The 23340-nt window shown below is 64.9% G+C and carries 23 protein-coding genes and 1 riboswitch; of the genes, 10 read left to right on the top strand and 13 right to left on the bottom strand.

Annotated features, from left to right (window positions below):
* Positions 1–1152, top strand: a complete 1152-nt coding sequence (locus DAES_RS13815; protein WP_041271451.1) for an alginate lyase family protein — start codon at positions 1–3, stop codon at positions 1150–1152.
* A gap of 131 nt (positions 1153–1283) precedes the next feature.
* On the opposite strand, the gene ribB is transcribed toward DAES_RS13815, so the two are convergent.
* Together ribB and DAES_RS17045 are read right to left on the bottom strand one after the other, a co-directional pair.
* Positions 1284–1937 (bottom strand): 3,4-dihydroxy-2-butanone-4-phosphate synthase, encoded by a 654-nt coding sequence (gene ribB / locus DAES_RS13810; RefSeq protein WP_013515656.1) that lies wholly within the window; start codon positions 1935–1937, stop codon positions 1284–1286.
* Between the two features lie 134 nt (positions 1938–2071).
* A riboswitch (FMN riboswitch) is annotated at positions 2072–2220 on the bottom strand.
* Positions 2221–2285: 65 nt separating this feature from the next.
* Positions 2286–4157 carry a sensor histidine kinase gene (locus tag DAES_RS17045; protein WP_013515655.1) on the bottom strand — a complete coding sequence of 624 codons (1872 nt, stop codon included), beginning with the start codon at positions 4155–4157 and terminating at the stop codon, positions 2286–2288.
* Positions 4158–4356: 199 nt separating this feature from the next.
* On the opposite strand from DAES_RS17045, the gene DAES_RS13800 reads away from it, so the two are divergent.
* The 8 genes from DAES_RS13800 to DAES_RS13765 all read left to right on the top strand — a co-directional run bounded on the left by DAES_RS13800 (position 4357) and on the right by DAES_RS13765 (position 10611).
* Positions 4357–4710 (top strand): hydrogenase maturation nickel metallochaperone HypA/HybF, encoded by a 354-nt coding sequence (locus tag DAES_RS13800; protein ID WP_041271450.1) that lies wholly within the window; start codon positions 4357–4359, stop codon positions 4708–4710.
* 21 nt (positions 4711–4731) lie between these two features.
* Positions 4732–5391 carry a hydrogenase nickel incorporation protein HypB gene (hypB, locus tag DAES_RS13795; RefSeq protein ID WP_013515653.1) on the top strand — a complete coding sequence of 220 codons (660 nt, stop codon included), beginning with the start codon at positions 4732–4734 and terminating at the stop codon, positions 5389–5391.
* Between the two features lie 134 nt (positions 5392–5525).
* Positions 5526–6857, top strand: coding sequence for a sigma-54 interaction domain-containing protein (locus DAES_RS13790; RefSeq protein ID WP_013515652.1), 1332 nt, complete (start codon positions 5526–5528; stop codon positions 6855–6857).
* A gap of 302 nt (positions 6858–7159) precedes the next feature.
* Positions 7160–7408, top strand: a complete 249-nt coding sequence (locus DAES_RS17995; protein WP_236608414.1) for a NifB/NifX family molybdenum-iron cluster-binding protein — start codon at positions 7160–7162, stop codon at positions 7406–7408.
* 127 nt (positions 7409–7535) lie between these two features.
* Complete coding sequence (locus tag DAES_RS13780) at positions 7536–8396, top strand: Mrp/NBP35 family ATP-binding protein (RefSeq protein ID WP_013515650.1); 861 nt, start codon at positions 7536–7538, stop codon at positions 8394–8396.
* A 146-nt stretch (positions 8397–8542) separates the two neighbouring features.
* Positions 8543–9769: a DUF697 domain-containing protein gene (locus tag DAES_RS13775; RefSeq protein ID WP_013515649.1), complete on the top strand. Its 1227-nt coding sequence runs from the start codon at positions 8543–8545 to the stop codon at positions 9767–9769.
* Between the two features lie 294 nt (positions 9770–10063).
* Entirely contained in the window at positions 10064–10327 is a 264-nt protein-coding gene (locus DAES_RS13770; RefSeq protein ID WP_013515647.1) for an RNA recognition motif domain-containing protein, read from the top strand.
* A 98-nt stretch (positions 10328–10425) separates the two neighbouring features.
* Positions 10426–10611 carry a hypothetical protein gene (locus tag DAES_RS13765; protein ID WP_013515646.1) on the top strand — a complete coding sequence of 62 codons (186 nt, stop codon included), beginning with the start codon at positions 10426–10428 and terminating at the stop codon, positions 10609–10611.
* Between the two features lie 433 nt (positions 10612–11044).
* On the opposite strand, the gene trhA is transcribed toward DAES_RS13765, so the two are convergent.
* The 11 genes from trhA to DAES_RS13710 form a co-directional block, all read right to left on the bottom strand.
* On the bottom strand, positions 11045–11686 hold the full coding sequence (trhA, locus tag DAES_RS13760; protein ID WP_013515645.1) for a PAQR family membrane homeostasis protein TrhA: 642 nt from the start codon (positions 11684–11686) through the stop codon (positions 11045–11047).
* Between the two features lie 74 nt (positions 11687–11760).
* Positions 11761–12207: an RrF2 family transcriptional regulator gene (locus tag DAES_RS13755; protein ID WP_013515644.1), complete on the bottom strand. Its 447-nt coding sequence runs from the start codon at positions 12205–12207 to the stop codon at positions 11761–11763.
* 188 nt (positions 12208–12395) lie between these two features.
* Positions 12396–13067 carry a hypothetical protein gene (locus DAES_RS13750; RefSeq protein WP_013515643.1) on the bottom strand — a complete coding sequence of 224 codons (672 nt, stop codon included), beginning with the start codon at positions 13065–13067 and terminating at the stop codon, positions 12396–12398.
* A gap of 13 nt (positions 13068–13080) precedes the next feature.
* The gene (gene cbiM, locus DAES_RS13745; protein WP_013515642.1) at positions 13081–13686 is read right to left on the bottom strand and encodes a cobalt transporter CbiM; all 606 of its coding nucleotides are present in this window, start codon (positions 13684–13686) and stop codon (positions 13081–13083) included.
* Between the two features lie 159 nt (positions 13687–13845).
* A complete protein-coding gene (locus DAES_RS13740; RefSeq protein WP_013515641.1) occupies positions 13846–15093 on the bottom strand; it encodes an HD domain-containing protein in 1248 nt (415 codons plus the stop codon).
* Positions 15094–15111: 18 nt separating this feature from the next.
* Positions 15112–16374, bottom strand: a complete 1263-nt coding sequence (locus DAES_RS13735) for a radical SAM protein (protein ID WP_013515640.1) — start codon at positions 16372–16374, stop codon at positions 15112–15114.
* 167 nt (positions 16375–16541) lie between these two features.
* Positions 16542–16931 carry a 30S ribosomal protein S9 gene (gene rpsI, locus DAES_RS13730; RefSeq protein ID WP_013515639.1) on the bottom strand — a complete coding sequence of 130 codons (390 nt, stop codon included), beginning with the start codon at positions 16929–16931 and terminating at the stop codon, positions 16542–16544.
* A 12-nt stretch (positions 16932–16943) separates the two neighbouring features.
* On the bottom strand, positions 16944–17372 hold the full coding sequence (rplM, locus tag DAES_RS13725; RefSeq protein WP_013515638.1) for a 50S ribosomal protein L13: 429 nt from the start codon (positions 17370–17372) through the stop codon (positions 16944–16946).
* A gap of 259 nt (positions 17373–17631) precedes the next feature.
* The gene (gene alaS, locus DAES_RS13720) at positions 17632–20271 is read right to left on the bottom strand and encodes an alanine--tRNA ligase (protein ID WP_013515637.1); all 2640 of its coding nucleotides are present in this window, start codon (positions 20269–20271) and stop codon (positions 17632–17634) included.
* 87 nt (positions 20272–20358) lie between these two features.
* Positions 20359–21456 carry a recombinase RecA gene (gene recA, locus DAES_RS13715; RefSeq protein WP_013515636.1) on the bottom strand — a complete coding sequence of 366 codons (1098 nt, stop codon included), beginning with the start codon at positions 21454–21456 and terminating at the stop codon, positions 20359–20361.
* Positions 21457–21573: 117 nt separating this feature from the next.
* Entirely contained in the window at positions 21574–22116 is a 543-nt protein-coding gene (locus tag DAES_RS13710) for a bacteriohemerythrin (protein WP_013515635.1), read from the bottom strand.
* Between the two features lie 146 nt (positions 22117–22262).
* On the opposite strand from DAES_RS13710, the gene DAES_RS13705 reads away from it, so the two are divergent.
* Positions 22263–23327, top strand: a complete 1065-nt coding sequence (locus tag DAES_RS13705) for a hypothetical protein (RefSeq protein WP_013515634.1) — start codon at positions 22263–22265, stop codon at positions 23325–23327.
* Positions 23328–23340: the final 13 nt, after the last annotated feature.

Genomic DNA, 23340 nt, shown 5'->3' with positions numbered 1-23340 from the left:
GTGGCGGGCCGGTCTCGCGCCCCGTGCGCCCGGCTTGCGGGCCTGCTGCGTCTGACAGCGTTCTTGGCCGCGTTCTTGGCCGCGCTCCTGGCCCCCTGGCCCGCGCCCGTTGCAAGCTTGGCAGGCGAGCCGCCGACCATCGTCTTTTCACCCGAAGTCCTTGCCCGGACACGCGCGCAGGTGCTGGCGGGCGATCCCGCGCTCATGCCCGCCCTGAGCGCCCTGATCCGGGACGCGGACGCGGCCATGGCCGCCCAGGCCCAGGCCGTGGTCCTCAAGCCCGGACCCCCGCCCGGCGGCGATCTGCACGACTTCTGGTCCCTGGCCCCGGATGCGGCTCAGGACAGCGATCCCTGCGCCGACACATACGACCGCTTGCGCCTGCGCCGCATGGCGCGCGACAGCCTGACCCTGGCCCAGGCGTGGCATCTGACCGGCAACGCCGACTACGCGGGCAAGGGCACGGCCCTGCTCTGGGCGTGGTGCTGCGACTCCCTGACGCGCGCCCGGCCCGCCATGACGTATGCCCATGCCCGGCCCGCCGATATTACCGGCAACCATATCGGCAGCCATACCGGCATCATCGAAGCCCGCGACCTGATCGACGCAGTTGAGGCCGCGTGCCTTCTCGCTGACTCCCCGGCCTGGAGCAGGGCGGTGGACCGCGCGGTCAAGGGATGGTTTGGCGAGTTTCTCCGCTGGCTGCGTGGCAGCGAATTCGGGCGGCAGGCCGCCGCTGACCAGGGCTGCCTCGGCCTGTGGCGCGACGCCCAGGTGGCTGCCTTTGCCCTCTTTGTCGGCGATGGTGCCCTGGCCCGCGACACGGTCGAGGGTTCCTGCCAACGCATGGCGGCCATGACCATTTCCGGCAGGCCCGCGCCAAGCGGTTTTGCCCTCCGGGCCATGCTCACGCTGGCTGCCGTGGGCGAGCGGGCGGGGGTGAACATCTGGGGTCACGATTCCCTCGGGCGGGCCATGGAGGGTGTCCGGCCAGACTCGCCGTGCAGCCACGCGCCCGACTGCGCCGATCGATTGGTCCCTCCGGACCTCACCCCCTTGCTGCTCCGGGCCGCCATGGCACTCCAGGGGCCGCGATACGGCGAACTCGTCGAAGAATTGCCCCAGGATTCCCGCGCCCGACTGTTTCATTGACCGCCCGTGGCGGCCAGGGCTGCCTTGCGCCATGGGGCGATTCCGCCATGAACACCGCATCTTCCCGGAGCGGGAACAAGAAGGCCCCGTGTCATGCGGGGCCTCCTGTTCTCAAAGGTGATGGTCAAAGGTCAGGCAGCGGCTTTTTCGTGCGCTTGTCGATAAGCGACGATGTCAGCCACGGTGCATACGGGCAGGCCGTGCTTGTGCGCAAAGGCCACGATCTCGGGCAGGCGGGCCATGGTGCCGTCCGGGTTGGTCAGCTCGCAGAGCACGCCGCAGGGGGCGAGCCCGGCCATGCGGGCCATGTCCACGGTGGCCTCGGTGTGGCCGCCGCGCTCCAGCACGCCGCCGGGCCGGGCGCGCAGGGGGAAGACATGGCCGGGGCTGGCCAGGTCCGAGGGCAGGGCGTTGTCGGCCACTGCGGCCAGGACCGTGGCCGTGCGGTCGGCGGCGGACACTCCGGTGGTCACGCCGCGCGCGGCCTCGATGGAGATGGTGAAGGCGGTCTGATAGCGGCTGTCATTGTGCTCCACCATCATGGGCAGGTTCAGGGAGCGGGCCTTCTCGTCGGTCAGGCACAGGCAGACGATGCCGCTGCACTCGCGGATGAGCAGGGCCATCTGGGCCTCGGTCAGGGTCTGGGCGGCGAAGATGAGATCGCCTTCGTTCTCCCGGTCCTCGTTGTCGGTGACCAGGATGCCGTGGCCGTCGCGCAGGGCGGCCAGGGCGTTTTCGACGCGTTCGGCAGGGGTGCCGAACAGGCTGAGCAGGGACTGATTCATCATGGAACTCCTTGAAGAGTCTGGGTGAATCAGGGCGCAAGGAAAGACAGTCTCCCGGATGCGGGCGTAGACAAACGCGGACACACGGGAGCAGACGTGGGCCGGGCGCAGGCGCGCGGCCACGGTGCGGACTGTCTCATTCTCTTTCATCCGGACTGTTACCGTCGGCCCCGGAGTCGCACCGGGTCTGCTGACCTCCCCCGCGCGGGGGAGCGCTCGCGGGCTTTCCGGCCAAGGCCGGATCACCGCCGGTGGGGACTTTCACCCCGCCCTGAGAACAAGTGGGGTGATGAAAGACCAGATCGTCCGTCATGTCAAGCCTGCGCCCAGTGGAAACAGGGGGGCGGGTCAGGCCTGAACAGTCAGGGAGATCGGCCGCGAGATCGGCAGGGAGAAGCTGAAAACACTGCCCTTGCCCGGCTCGGATTCGACACGGATGCGACCGCCGTAGTGCTCGACGATCTCCTTGCAGATGGCCAGCCCGAGGCCGGTCCCGGCAGAGCGCCCCGCGTCCCTGTACTCCCCGGTGGATTGGTAGAAAACCTCGAAGATGCGCTCCCTGTCCTCGAGCAGCACGCCGACGCCGGTGTCGCTGACCGAGAACTCGATGGCGTCACCGCTTCGGCGCGCGGCAATGCGGATGTATCCGCTCTCGGTGTGCCTGGCCGCGTTGCCCAGCAGGTTGATCAACACCTGATGGATGCGGTCGCGGCTCACGCGCAGGGTGGGCAGGTCCGGGGCAACGTCGGTGGTCAGTTCCACCTGCGGATTGTCCCCCAGTTGCCCGGCGATGGCCTCGCCCGCGTCGCGCACCAGTTCCGCCGGGGTTACCTCGTCTTCGTGCCAGTCCACCTTGCCTGCCGAGATCTTGCTGAAGTCGAGCAGGTCGTTGATGAGCCGACTCAGCCGCTCTGCCTCTGCCCTGACGATCTTGTAGTTTTGCAGGTGCTTGGCGATTTTTTCTGGCGGCTCGGCGCTGGCCGCGAGGCTTGGCTCAAAGGTCTCCTTGAAGGTCCGTTCCATGAGCTTGACAAAGCCGAGGATCGAGGTCAGCGGGGTGCGCAGCTCGTGGGAGGTGGAGGAGAGAAAATGCGACTTGGCCTGATCCAGCCACTGGAGTTCCCGGTTGGCCTTTTCCAACTCGGCGGTCCGCTCCCTGACCTTGCGCTCCAGGTCGTCGTGCGCGGTCTGGAGCGCGGTCCGGCTCTCGTCGATCTGATGGAGCATGGCGTTGATGTTCCGGCTCAGCTCCGCGATTTCGTCCCGGCCCTGGACCGTGACCTCTCCGCTGCCGTTCAGTGTCTTGACCTCGGCGTTGAGCCGCTCCATGCGGGAGAGCACCTTGCTTTGCAGCAGGTAGAACACGAGCAGGCTGAAGGCGACCAGGACTGCGGCCAGGATCATGAAGTTGAGGTTGGCCACGGAGCGGCCCTGCCTGGAGATCGAGCGCTCCCGGACCGCCTTGACCACAAGCGCGGGCTGGCCGTCCGCATCGCGCAGCAGGGCGTAGCCGTTGATGATGTCTGCGTCCTGCTCCTCCACGAACAGCCCGTCGCCGTGGGTGAGCGATTCCAGCGTGACCGGGGCCAAGCCGGTGTCGCCGTCTGCGACCGGGAAGAATTCAACCGGGAGTTCGAGCCGCTCGGCTATGGCCTGCCGGGTTTCCTCGGTCAGCAGGCGGGCCATGAGCATGCGCCCGGCGGGCGGCCCCAGGTCCTGTGAGTTGAGGATGTCGCGGCGGGCGAAGAACAGGATTCCTTCGGGCACGGCCAGCAGTCCCTTGATCTCTCCCTGCCCGTTGGCGGGCCGTTCCATGACCGCTGCCATGAGCCGCTCAAGCATGGGGGTGTCGTCGTTTCGCTCGGTGTCCAGGGCGCGGCCAAAGACGAGGCGGCCCTGGGTGTCCGTGATGATAATCGCGTTCAGCGACTGGTTGTCAAAGGTCTCAATGGGCAGGTTGGACTCGATGTATTCCGGGTTGCCGGTCCTGGCGAAATCGTAGGTGTCGTCCCAGGAGGACCAGTCCCACACGAAGGTGCCGAGCGCTTCGATTTCGCGCAGTACCTCGTTTCTGACCCTTCTGGCATCGGCGACCGCGAATTCCCGCTCCAGGGTGTCGAATCCCTGCTTGACCACGGACTGCGAAACCCAGGATTCGATGGCCACAAAGACAAGAGTCAGGGCGGCGATGCTGATGAAGGTGATGTTTCTCAGTTTCATGGCGGGTCGGGTTGGAGGTTGCCTGCCGGGGATAGGTGTCGACGGTTTTCCACGCTAGCCTGTTTCCACGGGTCGTGCAATGGGCATGACAACCAGAGGGCGGTCCCATGCTCGCCATTTCCTCTCCCGGAAGTCGAGTTTGATCAAGGTGTTCGTGTCCTCTTGCCCCCCTCGTGTTTATGGGGTAAGCGAACTCTCCATGCATGAAATGTCAATAGTCGAATCCATCCTCGGCATCCTGCGCGAGGAAATGGTCAAATACGACGGCCAACGCCTCAGGAAGGTGGTGGTCAGGAACGGCGCGCTGGCTGGCATCGTCACCGAATCGCTGCTTTTCGCCTGGGAGGCGCTCACGCCCGGCGGCGAGTTCGACGGCGCACAGCTTGAGGTGGTCGAGATCCCCATCCGGGTGGCCTGCGGCGAGTGCGGCGAGGAGTTCAGCCCGGAGCACGCCCGCTGCATGCCCTGCCCCAAGTGCGAGGCGCTGCTCGGCCACAAGGTCTTGCAGGGAAAGGAAATGCTCATCGATTCCATAGAGATCGACGACGCGTAAGCAATAAGGAGAGGAATCGCCATGTCCCAGGAAGTCAGCATTGTCCGCAACGTGCTTGAGGCCAACGACAAGCTCGCTGAAGAGTTGCGGGCCACGTTCAAGGCCAAGAAGATACTCTGTCTGAACCTCATGAGCTCGCCCGGCGCGGGCAAGACCACGCTGCTGGAGCGCACCCTGACCGACCTGAAGGACGAGTTCCGGATGGCTGTGGTCGAGGGCGACCTGCAAACGGACAACGACGCCCGGCGTGTGGCCGCCACCGGCGCCCAGGCCGTGCAGATCAACACCGAGGGCGGCTGCCATCTCGATTCGGGCATGGTCCTTGAGGCCATCAAGGCCCTGGACCTGGACGGGGTGGACATCCTGTTCGTGGAGAACGTGGGCAACCTCGTCTGTCCGGCTGAGTTCGAGGTGGGCGAGGACTACAAGGTCACGCTCCTGTCCGTGGCCGAAGGTGACGACAAGCCTGAGAAGTATCCCCTCATGTTCCACATCTCCGCAGTCATGCTGCTCAACAAGATCGATCTGCTGCCCTATGTGGACTTTGACCTGGCCAAGGCCGAGGGCCACGCCCGCAAGCTGAACAAGGACATCAAGGTCTTTCCCGTGTCCGCCAGAAAAGGCGAGAACATGGATGGCTGGTACGACTGGCTCCGCGCCAAGCGGGCCGAGAAGCTCTAGCCCGGCAGCTTTCCTGCACCGATCCGAACCCCCTTGCCCCGGCGAGGGGGTTTTTGTGTGGAGGTTCGGGGCGGGTGTGCGAAACAGCGTCCCGAACCATTGGCATAATTGCGTCGAGGGGGTATGCTCGCGCCATGCCTTTTCCCCAAGACCTGGCCCTGGAAGAAGTGTTCGCGTCCATCGCCGACGGCCTCTTCACCGTGGACACCGATTGGAACGTGACCTACTTCAACGAGTCGGCCCAGCGCATCACCGGCATTGCCGCCGATGAGGCCGTGGGCCGCAAGTGCTGGGACGTGCTGCGCTCCAGCCTGTGCGACGGCCAGTGCGTCATCGACCACTGCCTGCGTTGCAGCGGGCGCGTGGTCAACAAGTCCATCTTCATCGTCCGGGGCGACGGCACCAGGGTGCCGGTGTCCATCTCGGCCTCGCCGCTGCGCAACAGCCGGGGCGAGGTGGTGGGCGGGGTGGAGACCTTCCGTGATCTGACCGAGATCCATGTCATGCGCAAGAAGGTCGAGGGGCTGTACCGGTTCGAGGACATCATAGGCCGCAGTCCGGCCCTGGAAAAACTCTTCGGCATCCTGCCGCAGGTGAGCTCAAGCGAGGCCACGGCGCTCATTCTCGGCCCATCTGGGACGGGCAAGGAGCTGTTCGCCCGCGCCATCCACGCCTTGAGCCCGCGCAAGGACGGGCCGTTCGTGGCAGTCAACTGCGGCGCGCTGCCCGACAGCCTGCTCGAATCCGAGCTGTTCGGCTACAAGGCCGGGGCGTTCACCGACGCGCGCACGGACAAGCCGGGCCGCATCGCCCTGGCCGAGGGCGGTACCGTGTTTCTCGACGAGATCGGCGACCTGCCGGGCCTGCTCCAGGTCAAGCTGCTGCGCTTTCTGCAGGAGAAGACCTACGAGCCCCTGGGCGGGCTGGGGCCGGTCAGCGCGGATGTGCGCGTGGTGGCCGCCACCAATGCCGACCTGCACGCCCGCATGGCCGAGGGGTTGTTCCGCCAGGATCTCTACTACCGGCTCAACGTCGTCTCCCTGCGTCTGCCCGCCCTCAGGGACAGGCGCGAGGACATCCCCCTGCTCATCGACCACTTTGTGGACGAGTTCAACACGGTCCAGGGCAGGGCGGTCCGGGGCGTCAGCGAGGACGTGCTCCAACTGCTCATGCGCCACGAGTATCCCGGCAACATCCGCGAGCTGGAGAATATCCTGGAATACGCCTTTATCCTGTGCAACGCCGGGTTCATCCAGATCGAGCACCTGCCGGAATATCTCCATCCCGCCGGGCGCTCGGCCCAGGGGGCCGACCTGTGCGGCACCATGGAGGAGATCAAGTGCCGCGCCGCATGGCGGGCCGTGGAGCGGCAGGGCGGCAGGAAGATGGCCGCCTGCCGCGAGCTCGACATCTCCAAGGACACCCTGCGCCGACTGCTCGCCCGCTGCCCCGACGACGCAGAATAAGTCCTTTCCGGAGCGCATGGGCGCAAAAATCGCCCACCCTCCGGCGCGGCTTTCCCGCATTCATCAGTCATAATTGAACAAACGCCCATGGCACGGTCCATGCTCTATGAAAAGCATGTCGGATCGGTCCTGCTGGGGGTGGAGCTTGCATGCGCCATGAACCCGGAACGCTGCTCTGTCTGGCGTGCTATCAGGACCGGCTGGCATCCGTCTGCGAGAATGCGGACGAGTACAAGCTATTTGAAATACGTGACGACACTATTTACCCCGCAGGCCGCCTATCCCTTCCCTCAAAGGACCCTATGGACAGGACATCCGCCATATTGGCCTGCGGGGTAACCTTTTTGTTGTGCGGAGCCATCGGCGTTGACACCCGCGCCCGTCTCCAGGGCAACGGGGTGGGCGTCATCCCCTGGCTCACCGGCAGGATCGACGAGGTGGTGGCCGCCTATCAGGACGGCACCCTGGCCGGTCTGACCATGCCCGGCTGCCGCCGCCCCGGAACCGACAGCGGGGAGAGGCCGCCCCAGGCGCGCAAGGGGCGGGAGTGAATCCCGTTGGCGAATTTGACTTTTTCCCGACTGTGGTTATCTCTAGATCACTTCAGTCGAAACAGGATGCCCGTGATGCGGGCCAACACCTTTCGCGGCCCTGGGCCGCTTTTTTCAGGAGAGTGTCATGAGTGAATGCAGTGGGTGCGCCTCAGCCGCGCCGGACGGCAGCTGCTCCAGCGAGAGCGGATGCGACAAGGCTGACGAGAAGCTTCAGAAGACCCTGGGCCGCATCCGGCACAAGATAGTGGTCATGTCCGGCAAGGGCGGGGTGGGCAAGTCCACCGTGGCCGCCAACATCGCCGTGGCCCTGTCCCTGGCCGGCAAGAAGGTCGGCCTGCTCGACGTGGACGTGCACGGTCCGAGCATCCCCCGCCTGCTTTCCCTCAAGGGGCAGAAACCGCACATGGGCGATCATGTCATGGAGCCGGTGCCCTGGAGCAAGAATCTCTCGGTCATGTCCCTCGGATTTCTGCTGGAGGACGACAAGCAGGCCGTGATCTGGCGCGGGCCGGTCAAGATGGGGCTGATCAAGCAGTTCGTGGAGGATGTCATGTGGGGCGACCTCGACTTCCTCATCGTGGACTGTCCCCCCGGCACGGGCGACGAGCCGCTCTCCACCCTGCAAACCCTCGGACCCACGGCCATCGCGGTCATCGTCACCACGCCCCAGGGCGTGGCCGTGGACGATGTGCGCCGCTCGGTCTCCTTTGTGGGCGAGCTGGGCAACCGGGTGCTCGGCATTGTCGAGAACATGTCCGGCTTTGCCTGCCCGGACTGCGGCGCGGTCCACAACATCTTCAACACCGGCGGCGGCGAAGAGCTGGCCAGGGAGGCCGGGGTCCGCTTCCTGGGCCGCATCCCCCTGGACCCCGAAGTCTCTATTTCGGGCGACGAGGGGTTCCCCTTCATGAAGGTCCACCGCGACACGGCCACGGGCAAGGCCATGCAGCAGGTCATCGAGCCCCTGCTCGCCTTCCCGGACTAGACCGCCGACCTGTTTCGCAGAGAATGACAAAGGCCGGGTTCGCCCGGCCTTTTTTTTGCGGATTGTGAGCCAGGTTCAACGCCGGGGTTCAAAGCGGCTTTGCACCGGGGCGGAAACGGGGTAGTGAACGAGACATGCCCAGATACATGAAAAACCTCCTCACCCTGGTCGGGGTGATCATTGTCGCCTCGTTCCTGGCGTTTCTCTATGAGAGCGTCGCCGGGCTGGCCGCCTTTGCCGGGCGGTTCAACCCGGCCCTGGAGCCATGGGCTTTCTGGGCGCTCTTCATTCCGGTCCTGGTTTCGCTGGGCTGGGCGCTGGCCGTGGCCCTGGTCCGGCCAAAGCCCATGCTCGTGTATGCAGACCCCACGCCCGAGGATCTGGCCGAATTCCGGCGCACCCTGGGCCAGCGGCTGCGCAGCAACCGGACCCTGCGCGAGGCAGGCGTGCGCGTGGTCTCGGACGCGGACCTCGAAGCGGCCCTTGGCGTGCTCAAGGCCAGGGCCGACAGCGAGATACGGACCACGGCCAAGCAGGTCTTCATCAGCACGGCCCTGGCCCAGAACGGGCGGCTGGACGCGCTGGTGGTCCTCTTTCTCATCACCCGGCTGACGTGGCGCATTTCCCGGCTCTACAACCAGCGGCCCCATTATCGGGAAATGATCAATCTCTACGCCAATATCGCCGTGACCTCGTTCTTGGCCGGGGCCATCGACGAGCTGGGCGTGGACGAGTACGTGCGCGAGCTGATGGGGCCGCTGGTGGGCGGCTCGGCCATCGGCGCGGTGCCGGGCGCCCAGGCCGTGGCCGGGGTCATCACCGCCTCGGTCCTGAGCGGCTCCACCAACTGCCTGCTCACCCTGCGCTGCGGCATCGTGGCCCGCGACTATCTGAGCCTGCGCCTCGACGCCAGGGGGGCCATGCGCCGCTCGGCCACGCTGGAGGCCTCGAAACTGTTCGTGACCATGAGCGCGGAGACCGTGCTCTATGTCACCAAGGCCCTGGTCAGGGGCTCGACTTCGGCGGTCAGATCCGGGTCGGTGCGAGCCTTCCAGGGCGTGAGCGGTGCGGTGTCCGGCGCTGTCTCCGGCACGGTCGGGGCCGTGGGCGGGGGAACCAGGAGCCTGGGTCGGACCGTGGGCCAGGCTGCGGGCCGGGCAGGCGCGGCGGCCAGAAGCGCGGCGGCCAAGGCCCTGGAAAGGCTCAGGGCCGTCCGCAAGGGAGCAAAGAGCAGGGCAGGGGGCGTGGCCGGGAAAACGACCGGGAAAGCGGCTGCGGATCAGGGCCGGATCGCCCGTGCGGGCCGCCGTGTGGCCGGGTTCTTTGGCCGGGGCAAGGCAAAGGCCGCCAGCGGAGATGATCCGCGGGGCTGATGGCATCGGCGACCCACCCCATGCAGACCGTTTTTGCCAAGATTTCCTGCCGCTGGCAGGGAGAAATTTTTGACAAAATCCAGTGTCAGGCTCTTGCTTTTATTTTTCTGGTGGCCTACGCTTAAAACCATTATACCAGCGGCACCCGTGGAGGCGCGGTCTGAATGTTGTCCGGCGCTGGTTGGAATAGAGACAGGGATATCAAGAAGCGGCGTGCATCTTGTGCGTTGCTTCTTTAAGTTTGGTGTACGGGCGCCATTCGTTGTCACTCATTCTTTCAGGAGACTTTTTCCAATGTCCAAGAACATTTATGTCGGCAATCTGCCCTGGTCCGCCACCGAAGACGAAATCCGTGCAGCGTTTGGCGCGTACGGCGAGGTGACCTCCGTCAAACTCATCGAAGATCGCGAGACTGGTCGTCCCCGCGGCTTCGGCTTCGTCGAGATGGACGATGCCGGCGCTCTTGAAGCCATCGAGAACCTGGATGGCAAGGATTTCGGCGGTCGCAACATCAAGGTCAACGAGGCCAAGCCCCGCGCGGAACGCCCCCGTTGGTAGCCTTCATATCCGGGAAATAATCTGGTCCCCGGCGCCCGCCTCTCTTTCGGGAGGCGGGCGTTTTCTTTCTCGCAACCATTCAGCCCAGAGGAGGACCATTGGTCAACCGTAACTACAAGTTCGAAAAGCGTCAGAAGGATTTGGCGAAACAGAAGAAAAAGGAAGAGAAGATGCAGCGCAAGATGACGCGCAAACAGTCGGACGACCAGGACGGCCAGCCCGACAACGATCCTGGTGATGACTCCGACGAGCAGGCCCCGGCAGACAAGGACGAGGAGAGCTAGGCGTCAGCCGCCGCTCCCGGCCTTGTGCCGGGCGAGAGGCCCGATCCCGCATATCCGGGATCGGGTCTTTTTTTTGGTCCGGATTTCTGGCCGGGCCCAGGGCCGCGCTCCGGTGCCAGAGCGCGAAACGAGAAAGGCCTCCTTGCGGAGGCCTGAACTTTCTCGGTGCAAAAAAGGAAGATGCTTTTCTTTTAGCAGGAGGTGTGCCAAACGTTGGATGTTGTGCGTATAAAAAATTTATAGTATAAAAACAGCTAGTTGTGATTGGCGTTTGTTTGGGCTTTCGTCGGTAGCGCGCCTGCCTGGGTATAAAAATTTCAACATGTCCGGCCCTGGCCCGTGTCTGGGCCAAATTTTTCGACCCGGTTCCAGGGAATCCAGGGATGCGCTGTCAGAGGCAGGGCGGTTTTGGCTGGCTGGCGGGCGTGGTCGATCAGACGAAGCGGTACATGAGGATGAAATGGCAGGCGCTGCCGCCGATGACGAAGAGGTGGAAGATCTCGTGGAATCCGAGGGAGCCGGGGAAGGGATCGGGCCGCTTGAGGGCGTAGATGACCGCGCCCAGGCTGTAGAGCAGCCCGCCGGACACGAGCCAGGTCAGCCCGGCCAGGGGCAGGCTCCTGACCAGGGGGTAGATGCCGACCAGGGCTATCCAACCCATGCCCAGGTAGATGGCCGTGGAGAGCCAACGCGGGGCCGTGATCCACAAGACCTTGAGCAGGATTCCGGCCAGGGCGACGGTCCAGACGACGGAGAGGATGGACCACCCCCACGGGCCGCGCAGGGTGATGAGGCAGATGGGCGTGTAGGTGGCCGCGATGGAGATGAAGATCATGGAGTGGTCCACCCGGCGCAGGACGCGGACGCCCCGCTCGTCAAGGGGCAGCCAGTGGTAGAGGGTGCTGGCCGTGTAGAGCAGGATCATGCCGCCCCCGAAGATGGAGAAGGCCACGATGTGCAGGGGTTGGACCGGATCAAGGGAGCGCAGGATGAGCGCGACCGTTCCGGCCACGGCCAGGGCCGCGGCAACGCAGTGGGTCAGGCCGTTCATGGGGTCGCGCAGAAAGCGGAACATGGCTTCTCCTGGGTTGCTCCAGCCAGATCACTACCCCCATTCTCGGGGTGAAACAAGTGCTTGAACCGGTCGCGTCAGTCCATGAGCATGGGGGGCGCTTCGGGCTTGGAGCACTGCTCGGCATCGGCGAGCATGTCGGCCAGGGTGAAGGAGTTGAGGCGCTGGTACATGGCCTCTGCCGCTTCGACCCACAGCCTGCTGGTGAGGCAGACGCTGCGGCGCTGGCAGTCCTTCTTGCCGGTGCGGCATTCCACCAGCGAGTCGTCGCCCTCAAGCACGCGGACCAGCTCGCCTATGAGGATTTCGGAGGCGGGCCGGGCCAGGGTGTGGCCGCCCCTGGGGCCGCGCTTGCTGACCACATAGCCGCCGTCCTTGAGCCTGCGAATGAGCTTTTCGAGGTATTTGGTGGAAACCCCCTGCCGCTCGGCGATGTCCTGGATCCTGACCGGGCCGGGGCCGCAGTGCTGGGCGATGTCCAGAGCCATCCGTGTGCCGTATCTGCTGCGCGTGGTGAGTCGCATGGTCCCCCTGGCTGTTTTTGGTGTATGCCGGCGTTGCCGGTCAATGCAACCCGCAGGGGTCGGGAAAGCCGACTTCCTACTGGTTGGAATCATTGCACTACGCGAATTATGGGTTCGTCATGGAGGGAAATTAGCACAAAAGGAACGGCGCGACAATGATTCGCAGCCTCAAAACCGCGCCCCGTGGCTCACTCCTGGCTTGCGGGACGGCTGCGGCTTTTCATGTAGGCGGCGATGCCGAAGATGCCGAGGATGTAGCCGATGCCGCCGACGACCTCGGTCATGCCTGGTCCGGGCTGGTTCAGCTCGGCGAGCATCTGCTTTATCGGGGCCAGCTCGCGGCGCAGCATGGCGTCTGCCTGGGCGGCGGTGAGTGGGGCAGCGGTGAGCTGGTCCTGCTGACCGGTCGTCATCGACAGGGTGGGCGTGGGCGCGACCTGCGCCGGGGCAGGGGTGGCCGATTGCGCCGGTTGTACCGCAGCCGTCCCGGCAGTCGTCCCGGCAAGGGTCGCAGCTGCCGCCAGTTCCTCGGCCTTGATGGTCCACTTGGCCTGATGGCCTTCGCCTGCCGTGAGCAGGAGGCGCAGGTCCATGGCTCCGGCGCGCGCCTGCTCCGGAACCGGGAAGGCAAAATGCCCTGTGTCGTCGGTGGTGCCGGAGAGCAGACGCTGCCCCGTGGTCGCGTCAAAGACCTCGACAGTGCCGCCCATGACCCGGCTGGTGCGGCTGTAGCCGCTGTCCGTGACCACGGTGTCGCCGTCCACATAGGCGAAGATGTTGACCCGGTGGGCGTGGCTGGCCGGGGCCAGGCAGAGGATGGCGGCCAGGAGGGCGCAGGCGGCAAGGGCGTATCGGGTCATGACGGCTCCGGGATCAGTTGATGGGTGCGGCCAGGGCCTCGGGCTTGACCTTGGCGAGAAAGGTGTAGGCAAAGCCGGTGATGACGCCCTCGATGACCATGATCGGCAGATGGGCCGCCAGTAGGGCGCCCGCCGCGCTGTTGAAGGCGTCGCCCGACAGGGCCAGCGAGCCGGCGGTGAGCACGGCGCTGAGCAGCACGGCCACGAACCCGCAGGCAAAGGCGGCGGCAAAGCGGAAGGTCGTCCCTTTGGCCAGCAGGGGACGGAAGAGGAAATAGCACAGCACTGCCGGTGCGGCCATGTTGAAGGTGTTGACGCCAAGGGAGGTCAGCCCGCCGTACTGGAAGAGCACGGCCTGGAGCAGCAGGGCCACCAGGATGGACGGAAAGGCCGCCCAGCCGAGCATGACGCCCAGCAGCCCGTTGAGCACCAGATGCGCGCTCACCGGCCCGATGGGCACATGCACCAGGGAGGCGATGAAAAAGGCCGCCGAGAGGATGGCCACGGGCATGATCCGGTCGTAGTCGGTCCTCTTCAGCCCGATGGCCGTGCCCGCAATGGCCAGGGCGGCCCCGCCGAGCAGCACGGGTGCGGACAGGACTCCTTCGGAAATGTGCATGTGCTGTTCGCCCCGATGTTGTGCCGGATCGCCGCACTCCCGCACGGGCGGGCCTTGGGCGAATAGCTGCGGCGTGTGAACAATCCGGATTCCGTATACGCCCATCCGCGCCGCAAGGCAAGGGGGCGCGCGGATCGGCCGGTCAGGCCGGGGGGCACACTAGTCGAAATCGGCGAGCAGGGCGCTGATCTGGACCCCGGCGATGACCGGGGTCTCGTTGTAGCGGGCGCGGATGCGGTACAGGGCGTGGTGCAACTGGCCCGAGGAGATGCCGTTCTTCAGGGCAGTATGGGCCTCGATGAAGGCGGCCAGGGAGTCGCACACCTTGAGCAGGGGGCCGTCCTTGGGGTCCAGGGAATCCTGGTTGAACCCGCCTGCGAGCTGGGCCTCGTCGGCCTCGACCACGGCCCCGTCCTGGCAGATGGTGGCCTTGAACTCGCTGCCCACGGCCAGGCCGAGCAGGTATTCGAGCCGGTCCGCGATGACCGAATAGCCGCCCTCCTTGAGGGGGGTGAGCACGACCCGGTGCAGCTCGCGGTTTTCATACTCGTGGATGAGGTCCGCGATGTCCTGGGACGAGCTTTTGACCGGCGAGATGATGTCGCGGGTCAAAAGCTCCGGCAGGTCGTGGAACAGCCCGGCAAAGAAGTTGTTCTGGCAGCGGGCGCGGCAGGCGCCCACCTCCATGCTGAAGAACCAGGAGAAGGCGGCCACGATGAACAGATGCCCCAGCACCGAGGTTTCGGGCACGCGCGGGGTCTGGGACCAGCGCTTCTGGAAGCGCAGCCTGCCGCACATGCGCGCGAACCGGCCAAAGACGTTGCTGTCCTCGTCCAGCAGCTCGGCCACGCCCGTGATGTCGCGCATGGCGCTCAAGCGGTCGATGAAGCTCTGCTCGATCTCTATCAGCTCGTGGTCCATGCGGTTGATGGATTTGAGCAGCTTGAATTCTGAATAGCTGGCGTAGAGATGGGCCGCATGCAGGATGCGCCGGGCCAGCCCGGTGTCCTCGGGCTGCATGAGATAGGCGGACATGCGGCGCATGAAGTCGTCGCCCAGGGGCGTGATGCGCGGGCGCAGCTCGGAGAGGACCCAGTTGGTCAGGGTCTGGTAGTCCGCCGGGTTCTCCTTGATGCGGTAGAAGACAGGCGGCTTGATGTCGGTGATGACGAGGCGGTAGAGATAGTCAAAGATGCCGCCCTCGACGATGGATTCGCCCAGAGCGCGCTTGCTGGCCACATCCATGGACCCGGAGTTGAGCACGAACAGAAGCCAGGCCACGATCATCTTGTGGGCCTGCTTGTCCACCTCCACCAGCTCCATGGGCCGCAGCTTGTCGTTCCAGCGTTTCATGAACGCGCCAGAAAAAATGAGTTCGAGCAGACTCTTTCTAATGATCACCGACATGGCTGGCTCCGTGGCTGGTCAGGGGAGATAGGGGTTGAAATACCCGTAGTTGATCCAGGGCAAACCCTTTTTCAGCCGTTTTTTGAAGTTCATGAAGCCCATGCACGGGGAGTGGCCGAACGGGGCCATCAGGCGCAGGTACAGCTCCGGATCGAGGTTGAGGTTTCTGAGCTGGACAAAGTCGTAGCGGCAGGTCTCGCCCAGTTCGATGAGTGCGGCCAGCTCCTCCTCGGTATCGGTGATGCCGGGGAAATAGAGCAGGTTCAGGGAGATGAACAGCCCCACGTCGTGGGCCTTGGCCGCGGCCTCGCGCACGTCGTCAAAGGTATACCCCTTTGGCCGGTAGTAGGCCTCGTAGGGGCCGGGTCTGGCCGAGTTGAGGCTGATGCGGATGGAGTTGACCCCGGCGATCTTGAGGGCGGGCATGGCCTGGGGCCGGGAGCAGTTGGTGTTGACATTGACCGTGCCGGTGCCGCCGTCGGCGCGGTAGGCCTTGACCGCCTCGCAGATGAGCTCGGCCTCGAGCAGCGGCTCGCCCTCGCACCCCTGACCAAAGGAGAAGATGGGGTTGCGCTCGCGCGCCTCGTGCCGGCGCATGATCTGGACGATCTCCTCTGCCGTGGGCGTGAAGGCGATACGGCACTGGGGCGAGGGAAAGCCCGAATCCTCGGGCTGATGGGAAATGCAGCCCACGCACTGGGCGTTGCAGGTGCGCGAGGTGGGCAGCGGACACTCGAACCGGCCCAGGGCGAGATTCTTGGCCGCCGGGCAGCCGTTGGTCAGGGCGCACCCGGCCAGATGGTTGACCAGTCGGTTCTGGGGCATCTCCGTGATGAGCTGGTGCGCGCCCGCCTCGATGCGGTCCGGCGGGATGTGCGTGAAGACCTGCCGTTTGTCTTCGTCCACCTGTTTGGCGCAGACCCAGAATTTGCCGTTGGCAAAGCCGATGGCCGCGTAGGAGAGCAGGGGCAGGATGGGCGCGCCGTCGTCGGTCTCGTAGGCCGCGATGCCGGTGACGGTGTTGCCGGGGCAGGCAAAGGCGGCCACGGCCAGCTCTTCCATGACCTCGGTCTGGCCGGTCTCCGGGTCGTAGCCCATGGCGTGGCGGCCCGGCAGCAGGAAGAACTCCGACTCCTCGGGCAGCGGCGTGATCTCGTCGGGCCGGGGCAGGCCGAACTCGTTGCCCCGGCGGCAGAGCATGAGCAGATCCGGGTGGTCGTAGATTTCGCCTTCCGGGGTGGCGAAGAGCATGTGCGGCTGGGGTTTTTTCTTTGACGGCATGCCGGGGTTATACGGGAAAACGGCGAGCCAGGGCAAGGAGTGAATGCGCGTTGGCTTGGACTGGTCTGCGCAGCACTGCCTGTGGCCCGTTCGCTCCGCGCCAGACAGGAAAAGGCCGACACCATGAGGGTGTCGGCCTTGAATGAACCGTGTATCCCGGAAGCGGCTTAACGCTTGGAGTACTGGAAGCTGGCGCGGGCGCCGCGCAGGCCGTACTTTTTGCGTTCCTTCTTGCGTGCATCGCGGGTCAGCAGACCGGCGGGCTTGAGCACGGCGCGAAGCTCGGGGTTGATCTCGCACAGGGCGCGGGAGATGCCGTGGCGCAGGGCCTCGGCCTGTCCGGTGACACCGCCGCCGGTGCAGTTGGCCTTGATGTCAAACCGTTCGAGCATGCGCACCAGTTTGAGCGGCTGCTGGACGATCATCTGCAGGGTCTTGCGGGGGAAGTAGTCCTCAAAGGGACGACCGTTGACGGTGATCTGCCCGGTCCCGGCGTAGAGGCGGGTGCGGGAGATGGCGTTCTTTCTCTTGCCAGTGCTGTAAGTGAAATCGCTCATGATAATCCCCGATTAGATATCCAGAGTTTTGGGAGCCTGGGCAGCGTGCGGGTGCTCGGAACCGGCGTAGACCTTGAGCTTCTTGAGAAGCTGGGCGGCCAGGCGGTTCTTGGGCAGCATGCCCTTGACTGCGGCGGTGATGACGTTCTCAGGCTTCTTGTCCAGCATCTCGCGCAGGGTCTTTTCCTTGAGCCCGCCGGGATGGTTGGAGTGCTTGTAGTACATCTTCTTGTCGAGCTTCTGGCCGGTCACCTTGATCTTCTCGGCGTTGATCACGACGATGAAGTCGCCCATGTCCATGTGGGGGGCGAATTCAGGCTTGTGCTTGCCACGCAGACGGGTGGTGATCTCGGTGGCCAAGCGGCCGAGGATCTTGTCGGTGGCGTCGACGATGAACCATTCGCGGTTCGCGTCTTCCGGCTTGGGGCTATATGTCTTCATGGTGAATGCTCCTTGCGCAAACTGAGAAGGGGACTTTTACGGAGTTTGATTCCGTGTGTCAACCCATTTTTCAGACCGCCGATACCGTATCGTCTGCCGCAGCCCTTGGCCCCGGCGGATGATTTGATCGGCAGTCCTTGTCAACTGTCGTTTATGGCGTTCGCCCGGTCATGGTCTGCGCTGCCAAAGGAACGGGGTGTAACGGGGTTGTTCCTTGGGCCCGCCTCTCGCGACCGGGAGACCGGTGATACACAAAAATCTATCCGGCCACAAGCTCTTTCAGCTTGGCCAGCGCGTTCTTGATACCCGAGGCATCGGTGCCGCCCGCGCGGGCCAGATCCGGGCGTCCGCCGCCTCCGCCGCCCACCTCGGCGGCCACGGGCTTGATCAGCTCGCCAGCCTTGAACCGGCCATGCAGGTCCTTGGTCACGGACAGGGCCACCGAGACCTTGCCGTCCGCGTGTCCGGCCACGAGGCAGACGATGGCCGACGGCAGCTTGCTGCGCAGGGCGTCCATCTGTTCGAGCATGACGTTCATGTCCGGGGCCTCCACCTCGACGGCCAGCACCGTGACCCCGCCTATCTGCTGCGCCTCGGCGAGCATGTCGCGGCCCGTGCCGGAAGCGAGCCTGGTCTGGAGCTGCTTCATCTCGCGGGCCATGTCCTTGACCTGCTGTTGCAGGGCGCGGACCCTGGCGGGCAGTTCGGCGGGCTGGGCCTTGAGCATGGACGAGGCCTCGGCAGCCGCCGCGCGCCGCTCGTTGAAGTAGGCGATGGCGTTGCCGCCGGTGGCCGCCTCGATGCGCCGGATGCCTGCGGCCACGCCGGACTCGCTGACGATGACGAACGATCCGGCGATGCCGGTGTTGTCGAGGTGGGTGCCGCCGCAGAATTCCATGGACACGCCGGGCACTTCAATGACCGAGACCGTGTCCCCGTATTTTTCGCCAAACAGGGCGGTCGCCCCTTTGGTCTGGGCTTGTTCGATGCTCATGACCTCGCGGCTGACCGGGATGGCGTCGAGGATACTCTGGTTGACCAGGGTTTCGACGCGGCCAATCTCCTCCACGGTCAGTCCCTTGATGTGGGTGAAATCAAAGCGCAGCCGGTCCGGCCCGACCAGCGAGCCTGCCTGCCGGGCGTGGTCGCCCAGCACCTTTTGCAGGGCCGCGTGGAGCAGGTGGGTGACGGTATGGTTGCGCATGGTGGCCAGCCGCTGGCCCCGGTCCACGGTCAGGAACACGGAGTTGCCGGGCTTGAGCTCGCCCTGGGCCATCTCGACCTTGTGGGCGGTGAGCGACTGGGACGGCTTGACCGTGTCGGTGACCGCACCCCGGCCCGACGAGGCCGCGATTTCGCCGGTGTCGCCGGTCTGGCCGCCGGATTCGCCGTAGAACGGGGTGGACCGGGTCACGACCCAGCCGGTGTCGCCCGCGGCAAGACGCTCGACCACTGCGCCCGCCGGGCTGAGCACATGGGTGATCTCGGACTGGTCGGCCATGGTCTCGTAGCCCGTGAATCCGCTGGTGATCCCCTGTTCGAGCAGGGTGTGGAACACTGCGGCCACGTCCTTGTCGCCCGAACCCTTCCAGGCTGCCTTGGAGCGGGATTTCTGTTCCTGCATCAGGGCGTCGAAGCCCGGCTCGTCCACGCTCATGCCCTGGCGCTCGGCCACGTCGCGGACGATGTCGATGGGAAATCCGTAGGTGTCGTAGAGCCTGAAGGCGGTGTCGCCGGGCACGATGGCGGCCTTGGCCGCAGTCAGTTCGGCCAGCTCGGCTTCGAGCATGTCCAGCCCCTTGTCCAGGGTCTTGGCAAAGCCCTCTTCCTCGCCCCGGACCACCTCGATCATGAACTCCTTGGAATCCCTAAGCTCCGAGAAATGGCCGCCCATGTCGTCCACGACCTTGCTGGCGGTCTTCCACAGGAACGGCTCGGTCAGGCCCATGAGCTTGCCAAAACGGCAGGCGCGGCGGATGAGGCGGCGCAGGATGTACCCCCTCCCTTCGTTGGAGGGCAGAACCTGATCCGGGATGAGGAAGGCGATGGCCCGGCTGTGATCGGCGATGACCTGGAGCGCGGTGTCGATTTCCTGATTTTCGCGGTATTTCACCCCGGCCAGCTCGGCGGTGTAGCGGATGATGGACTGGAAAAGGTCGGTCTCGTAGTTGGAGGCCACGCCCTGGCACACGGCGGCGATGCGCTCCAATCCCATGCCCGTGTCGATGGACGGGCGCGGCAGGGGCGTGCGGGTGCCGTCCTCGGCCTGGTCGTATTGCATGAACACGAGGTTCCAGATTTCGAGGTAGCGGTCACAGTCGCACTTGCCGATGCCGCACTCCGGGCCGCAGCCCACATGCTCGCCCTGGTCGAAGTGGACCTCGGAGCACGGGCCGCACGGGCCGGTGTCGCCCATGGACCAGAAGTTGTCCTTCTCGCCCAGCCGGTAGATGCGCTCGATCGGGACGCCCGCCACCTTCTGCCACAGCTCGCCTGCCTCGTCGTCGTCTTTATATATTGTAATATAGAGGCGGTCCTTGGGCAGCTTCAGCTCCTCGGTCAGGAACTGCCAGCAGTAGCGGATGGCGTCTTCCTTGAAATAGTCGCCGAACGAGAAGTTGCCGAGCATCTCGAAGAAGGTGTGGTGGCGCGCGGTGCGGCCCACGTTCTCCAGGTCGTTGTGCTTGCCGCCCACGCGCAGGCATTTTTGCGAGGTGGTGGCCCGGCTGTACTCGCGCTTTTCCTGCCCGAGGAAGAGCCGCTTGAACTGGACCATGCCCGCGTTGGTGAAGAGCAGGGTGGGGTCGTCCTTGGGAATGAGCGGCGACGACTCCACGATGGCGTGGTTGTTCTCCTGGAAATATTCGAGGAATCTCTGGCGGATTTCAGCAGCGTGCATGGTTCGGTGTTCTCCACAAAATTAGGTTCCAGACAAAAGCGCCCCGGGCCGGGTGGCCGAGGCGCCGTTGCCGGGCGTATACGGTGTCTAGTCGTCGGTTTCGGTCGAGTCCCCGGTCGAGTCCCCGGCCGAGTCCCTGGTCGACCGGGTGAGCTTGCCTGCTGCCGGCTCGCCGCGATATCCCAGGTGGGCCATGAGTTTTTCCTCGATGGCCCCGGCGATATCCGGGTTGTCCTCAAGCAGCTGGCGCACGTTCTCCTTGCCCTGGCCGAGTTTTTCGGACCCAAAGGCGAACCAGGAGCCGGATTTTTCGATGATGCCGAGCTCCACGCCCATGTCGATCAGCTCGCCGGTGCGGCTGATGCCCTGGCCGTAGAGCACGTCCACCAGCGCCTCCCTGAAGGGCGGGGCGACCTTGTTCTTGACCACCTTGATCCGGGCGCGAATGCCGTAGGATTCGTCCTTGTCCTTGAGGGTCTGGATGCGGCGGATGTCGAGCCGGCAGGAGGCGTAGAACTTGAGCGCGTTGCCGCCAGAGGTGGTCTCCGGGTTGCCGTAGCCGGTCATGCCGATCTTCATGCGGATCTGGTTGATGAAGATGACCACGCAGTTGGACTTGTGGATGGTGCCAGTCAGCTTGCGCAGGGCATGGGACATGAGCCGGGCCTGACCGCCCACCTGGGTCTCGCCCATCTGGCCTTCCAGCTCGGCCTGGGGGATGAGCGCGGCCACCGAGTCGATGACGATCACGTCCACAGCGCCGGAGCGCACCAGCAGGTCGGCGATTTCCAGCGCCTGCTCGCCATAGTCGGGCTGGGAGATGAGCATCTCGTCGGTCTTGACGCCCAGCCGCTTGGCATAGCCGGGGTCAAGGGCGTGCTCCGCGTCCACAAAGGCTGCGTTGCCGCCCTGTTTTTGCGCCTGGGCCACGATGTGCAGGGCCAGGGTCGTCTTGCCTGACGATTCCGGGCCGTAAATCTCTATGACGCGGCCGCGCGGCACGCCGCCGATGCCAAGGGCGATGTCCAGGCCGATGGAACCCGTGGGGATGAAGGGGATGGCGTGGGACGCCTCGTCGTCAAGGCGCATGATGGCGCCCTTGCCGAATTTGCGCTCGATGGTGGTCAGGGCAGTGCCGAGAGCTTCCTTGCGCAAGGCGTCGGCGTCGACGGCTTTTCGTGCCATGTGAATTTCCTCCGGGTGTTACAGACGCAACGAATGAGCAACACGCTTGGATACCAGATACGCGTCCGCCGGGCAACAGGGATATGCTTGGGTGAAAATGCCAGTTTTTATAGCGTACTACGTTTCAGATGAGTCCCCACGGCTGGGAATTGCGTCTACGGGTGGCGAAGACTCGGAGCTGGGCGAGTCCGGCGCGGGGCCGTTGGGAGGCGTCATGCCCTTTATGGCCTGGGCCTGCTCCTCGGCCAATGCCTTGGCGGCTTCCTGGGCATGGATGAATCGCGCGAGTTCGCGGTCAAATGTCAGGATGTGCGTCAGGAGCCACTCCTTCAGGAAGTCGAGAACCTCGTGGGGGGTGATGGATTCTTTCTTGTAGAGAACCCGCTGGTAGTTTTTGACGCTCTGCTTGAGTCTTCTGTGTTCCGCCTCGTGCTCGGCCCGCTTGGGGTAGCGGATGTCCTGCATGAGAGTTTCTTCGCTGCTGAAGTGGAACACGGTGTAGTCGCGGAGCTTTCTGATGACGTCCCCCACCACACGATCATCGCGTCCGAGGGAGACGGCGTTGATGAGCACATTCGCTATCCTGATGAGCTCCTTGTGCTGGTTGTCAATGGCCGGGACATTGACGCTGAGTTCGTCGTTCCAGTTGATTTTGGTCATGGATGGTCTCCTAGGCCGAAAACTGCAGTTCCCATGTTCGCTACGCGCAATTGAGGGATGTTACCACAAAAAGATACTTCTTGGCCGTTTTGGCCGATGCGGTATCCCTTTGACCTCGGCCCGATTCTCCAATAAGGGTCGCACCCATGAACAGGAAATACGACGCCCTTGCGCTGCTCTCCGGCGGGCTGGACTCCATCCTGGCCATGCGCACGGTCATGGACCAGGGTCTTGCCGTACTCGGCCTGCACTTCATGACGCCCTTTTTCGGCAAGGCGCACCTGATTCCCTTCTGGCGGGATCATTACGGAATTGAGGTCGAGGCGGTGGACATCAGTGACCGCTATGTGGACATGCTCCTGTCCGGCCCGTCCCAGGGGTTCGGCAAGTGGCTCAACCCGTGCATCGATTGCAAGATCGCCATGCTTGGTCGGGCCGTGGAGCTGATGCCCGCATACGGCGCCGCCTTCCTCGTGTCCGGCGAGGTGCTCGGCCAGCGGCCCATGAGCCAGCGCGCCGACGCCCTCAACGTCATCACCAAGCGGGCCGGGGTGCGCGATCTGCTCCTGCGGCCCCTGTGCGCCCGCAACCTGCCGCCTACGCCCATGGAGGAATCCGGGCTGGTGGACCGCGCCCGGCTGCTCGACTGGCGGGGCCGGGGACGCAGGCCCCAGTACGAACTGGCCGAGCGCTACGGCTTCACCGAGATCCCCACCCCGGCAGGAGGGTGCTGCCTGACCGAGGTCCAGGGCGCGGCCCGGTTTGTCCAGCTGCTCCTGTACCGCCCGCGCCCCGAGCCGGTGGATTTTCGCCTTGCCCGCGCTGGCAGGCAATACTGGGCCGGGCCGCACTGGCTCGCCTTTGGCCGCACTGCCGAGGACAACGTCGAGCTTGAGGCGTGCCTTGGCCCGGACGATTACGTGTTCAAGCTCGCGGAGTTCCCCGGCCCCCTGGCCGTGGCCCGTCCCCTGGCGGGCGAATGGTCCGCCGAGGCGGTGCGCGACGCGGCCTCCCTGGTCGCCTCCTACGCCACCCGGGCGCGCCGCCATTTCGAGACCACGGGCCAGCTGGTGCGCGTCACCGTGCGCCGCGCCGGCGCCGTCGACACGATCGAAGTCGCGCCCTCGCGTGAAACCGCGCTGCCTTGGGCCGAGCCCAGGCCGGAGATTGTCCGGGAGTGGAAGAAAACGCAGGCAGCGGGTGGCAAGTAGCCCTTGCCCCGCC

This window comes from Pseudodesulfovibrio aespoeensis Aspo-2 (assembly GCF_000176915.2).
GTDB classification, from domain to species: domain Bacteria; phylum Desulfobacterota; class Desulfovibrionia; order Desulfovibrionales; family Desulfovibrionaceae; genus Pseudodesulfovibrio; species Pseudodesulfovibrio aespoeensis.
This window is presented reverse-complemented; position numbering and strand designations above follow the sequence as displayed.

Coding starts and splice junctions, on each gene's coding strand:
- cbiM (WP_013515642.1), bottom strand. CDS start 13,686: ATGCACATTTCCGAAGGAGTCCTGTCCGCACCCGTGCTGCTCGGCGGG.
- alaS (WP_013515637.1), bottom strand. CDS start 20,271: ATGCACGCTGCTGAAATCCGCCAGAGATTCCTCGAATATTTCCAGGAG.
- DAES_RS13780 (WP_013515650.1), top strand. CDS start 7,536: ATGAGTGAATGCAGTGGGTGCGCCTCAGCCGCGCCGGACGGCAGCTGC.
- DAES_RS13735 (WP_013515640.1), bottom strand. CDS start 16,374: ATGCCGTCAAAGAAAAAACCCCAGCCGCACATGCTCTTCGCCACCCCG.
- recA (WP_013515636.1), bottom strand. CDS start 21,456: ATGGCACGAAAAGCCGTCGACGCCGACGCCTTGCGCAAGGAAGCTCTC.
- DAES_RS13740 (WP_013515641.1), bottom strand. CDS start 15,093: ATGTCGGTGATCATTAGAAAGAGTCTGCTCGAACTCATTTTTTCTGGC.
- DAES_RS13775 (WP_013515649.1), top strand. CDS start 8,543: ATGAAAAACCTCCTCACCCTGGTCGGGGTGATCATTGTCGCCTCGTTC.
- DAES_RS17995 (WP_236608414.1), top strand. CDS start 7,160: ATGGACAGGACATCCGCCATATTGGCCTGCGGGGTAACCTTTTTGTTG.
- DAES_RS13705 (WP_013515634.1), top strand. CDS start 22,263: ATGAACAGGAAATACGACGCCCTTGCGCTGCTCTCCGGCGGGCTGGAC.
- DAES_RS13750 (WP_013515643.1), bottom strand. CDS start 13,067: ATGACCCGATACGCCCTTGCCGCCTGCGCCCTCCTGGCCGCCATCCTC.
- rplM (WP_013515638.1), bottom strand. CDS start 17,372: ATGAAGACATATAGCCCCAAGCCGGAAGACGCGAACCGCGAATGGTTC.
- DAES_RS13770 (WP_013515647.1), top strand. CDS start 10,064: ATGTCCAAGAACATTTATGTCGGCAATCTGCCCTGGTCCGCCACCGAA.
- hypB (WP_013515653.1), top strand. CDS start 4,732: ATGTCCCAGGAAGTCAGCATTGTCCGCAACGTGCTTGAGGCCAACGAC.
- rpsI (WP_013515639.1), bottom strand. CDS start 16,931: ATGAGCGATTTCACTTACAGCACTGGCAAGAGAAAGAACGCCATCTCC.
- DAES_RS13710 (WP_013515635.1), bottom strand. CDS start 22,116: ATGACCAAAATCAACTGGAACGACGAACTCAGCGTCAATGTCCCGGCC.
- ribB (WP_013515656.1), bottom strand. CDS start 1,937: ATGAATCAGTCCCTGCTCAGCCTGTTCGGCACCCCTGCCGAACGCGTC.
- DAES_RS13800 (WP_041271450.1), top strand. CDS start 4,357: ATGCATGAAATGTCAATAGTCGAATCCATCCTCGGCATCCTGCGCGAG.
- DAES_RS17045 (WP_013515655.1), bottom strand. CDS start 4,157: ATGAAACTGAGAAACATCACCTTCATCAGCATCGCCGCCCTGACTCTT.
- DAES_RS13790 (WP_013515652.1), top strand. CDS start 5,526: ATGCCTTTTCCCCAAGACCTGGCCCTGGAAGAAGTGTTCGCGTCCATC.
- DAES_RS13755 (WP_013515644.1), bottom strand. CDS start 12,207: ATGCGACTCACCACGCGCAGCAGATACGGCACACGGATGGCTCTGGAC.
- trhA (WP_013515645.1), bottom strand. CDS start 11,686: ATGTTCCGCTTTCTGCGCGACCCCATGAACGGCCTGACCCACTGCGTT.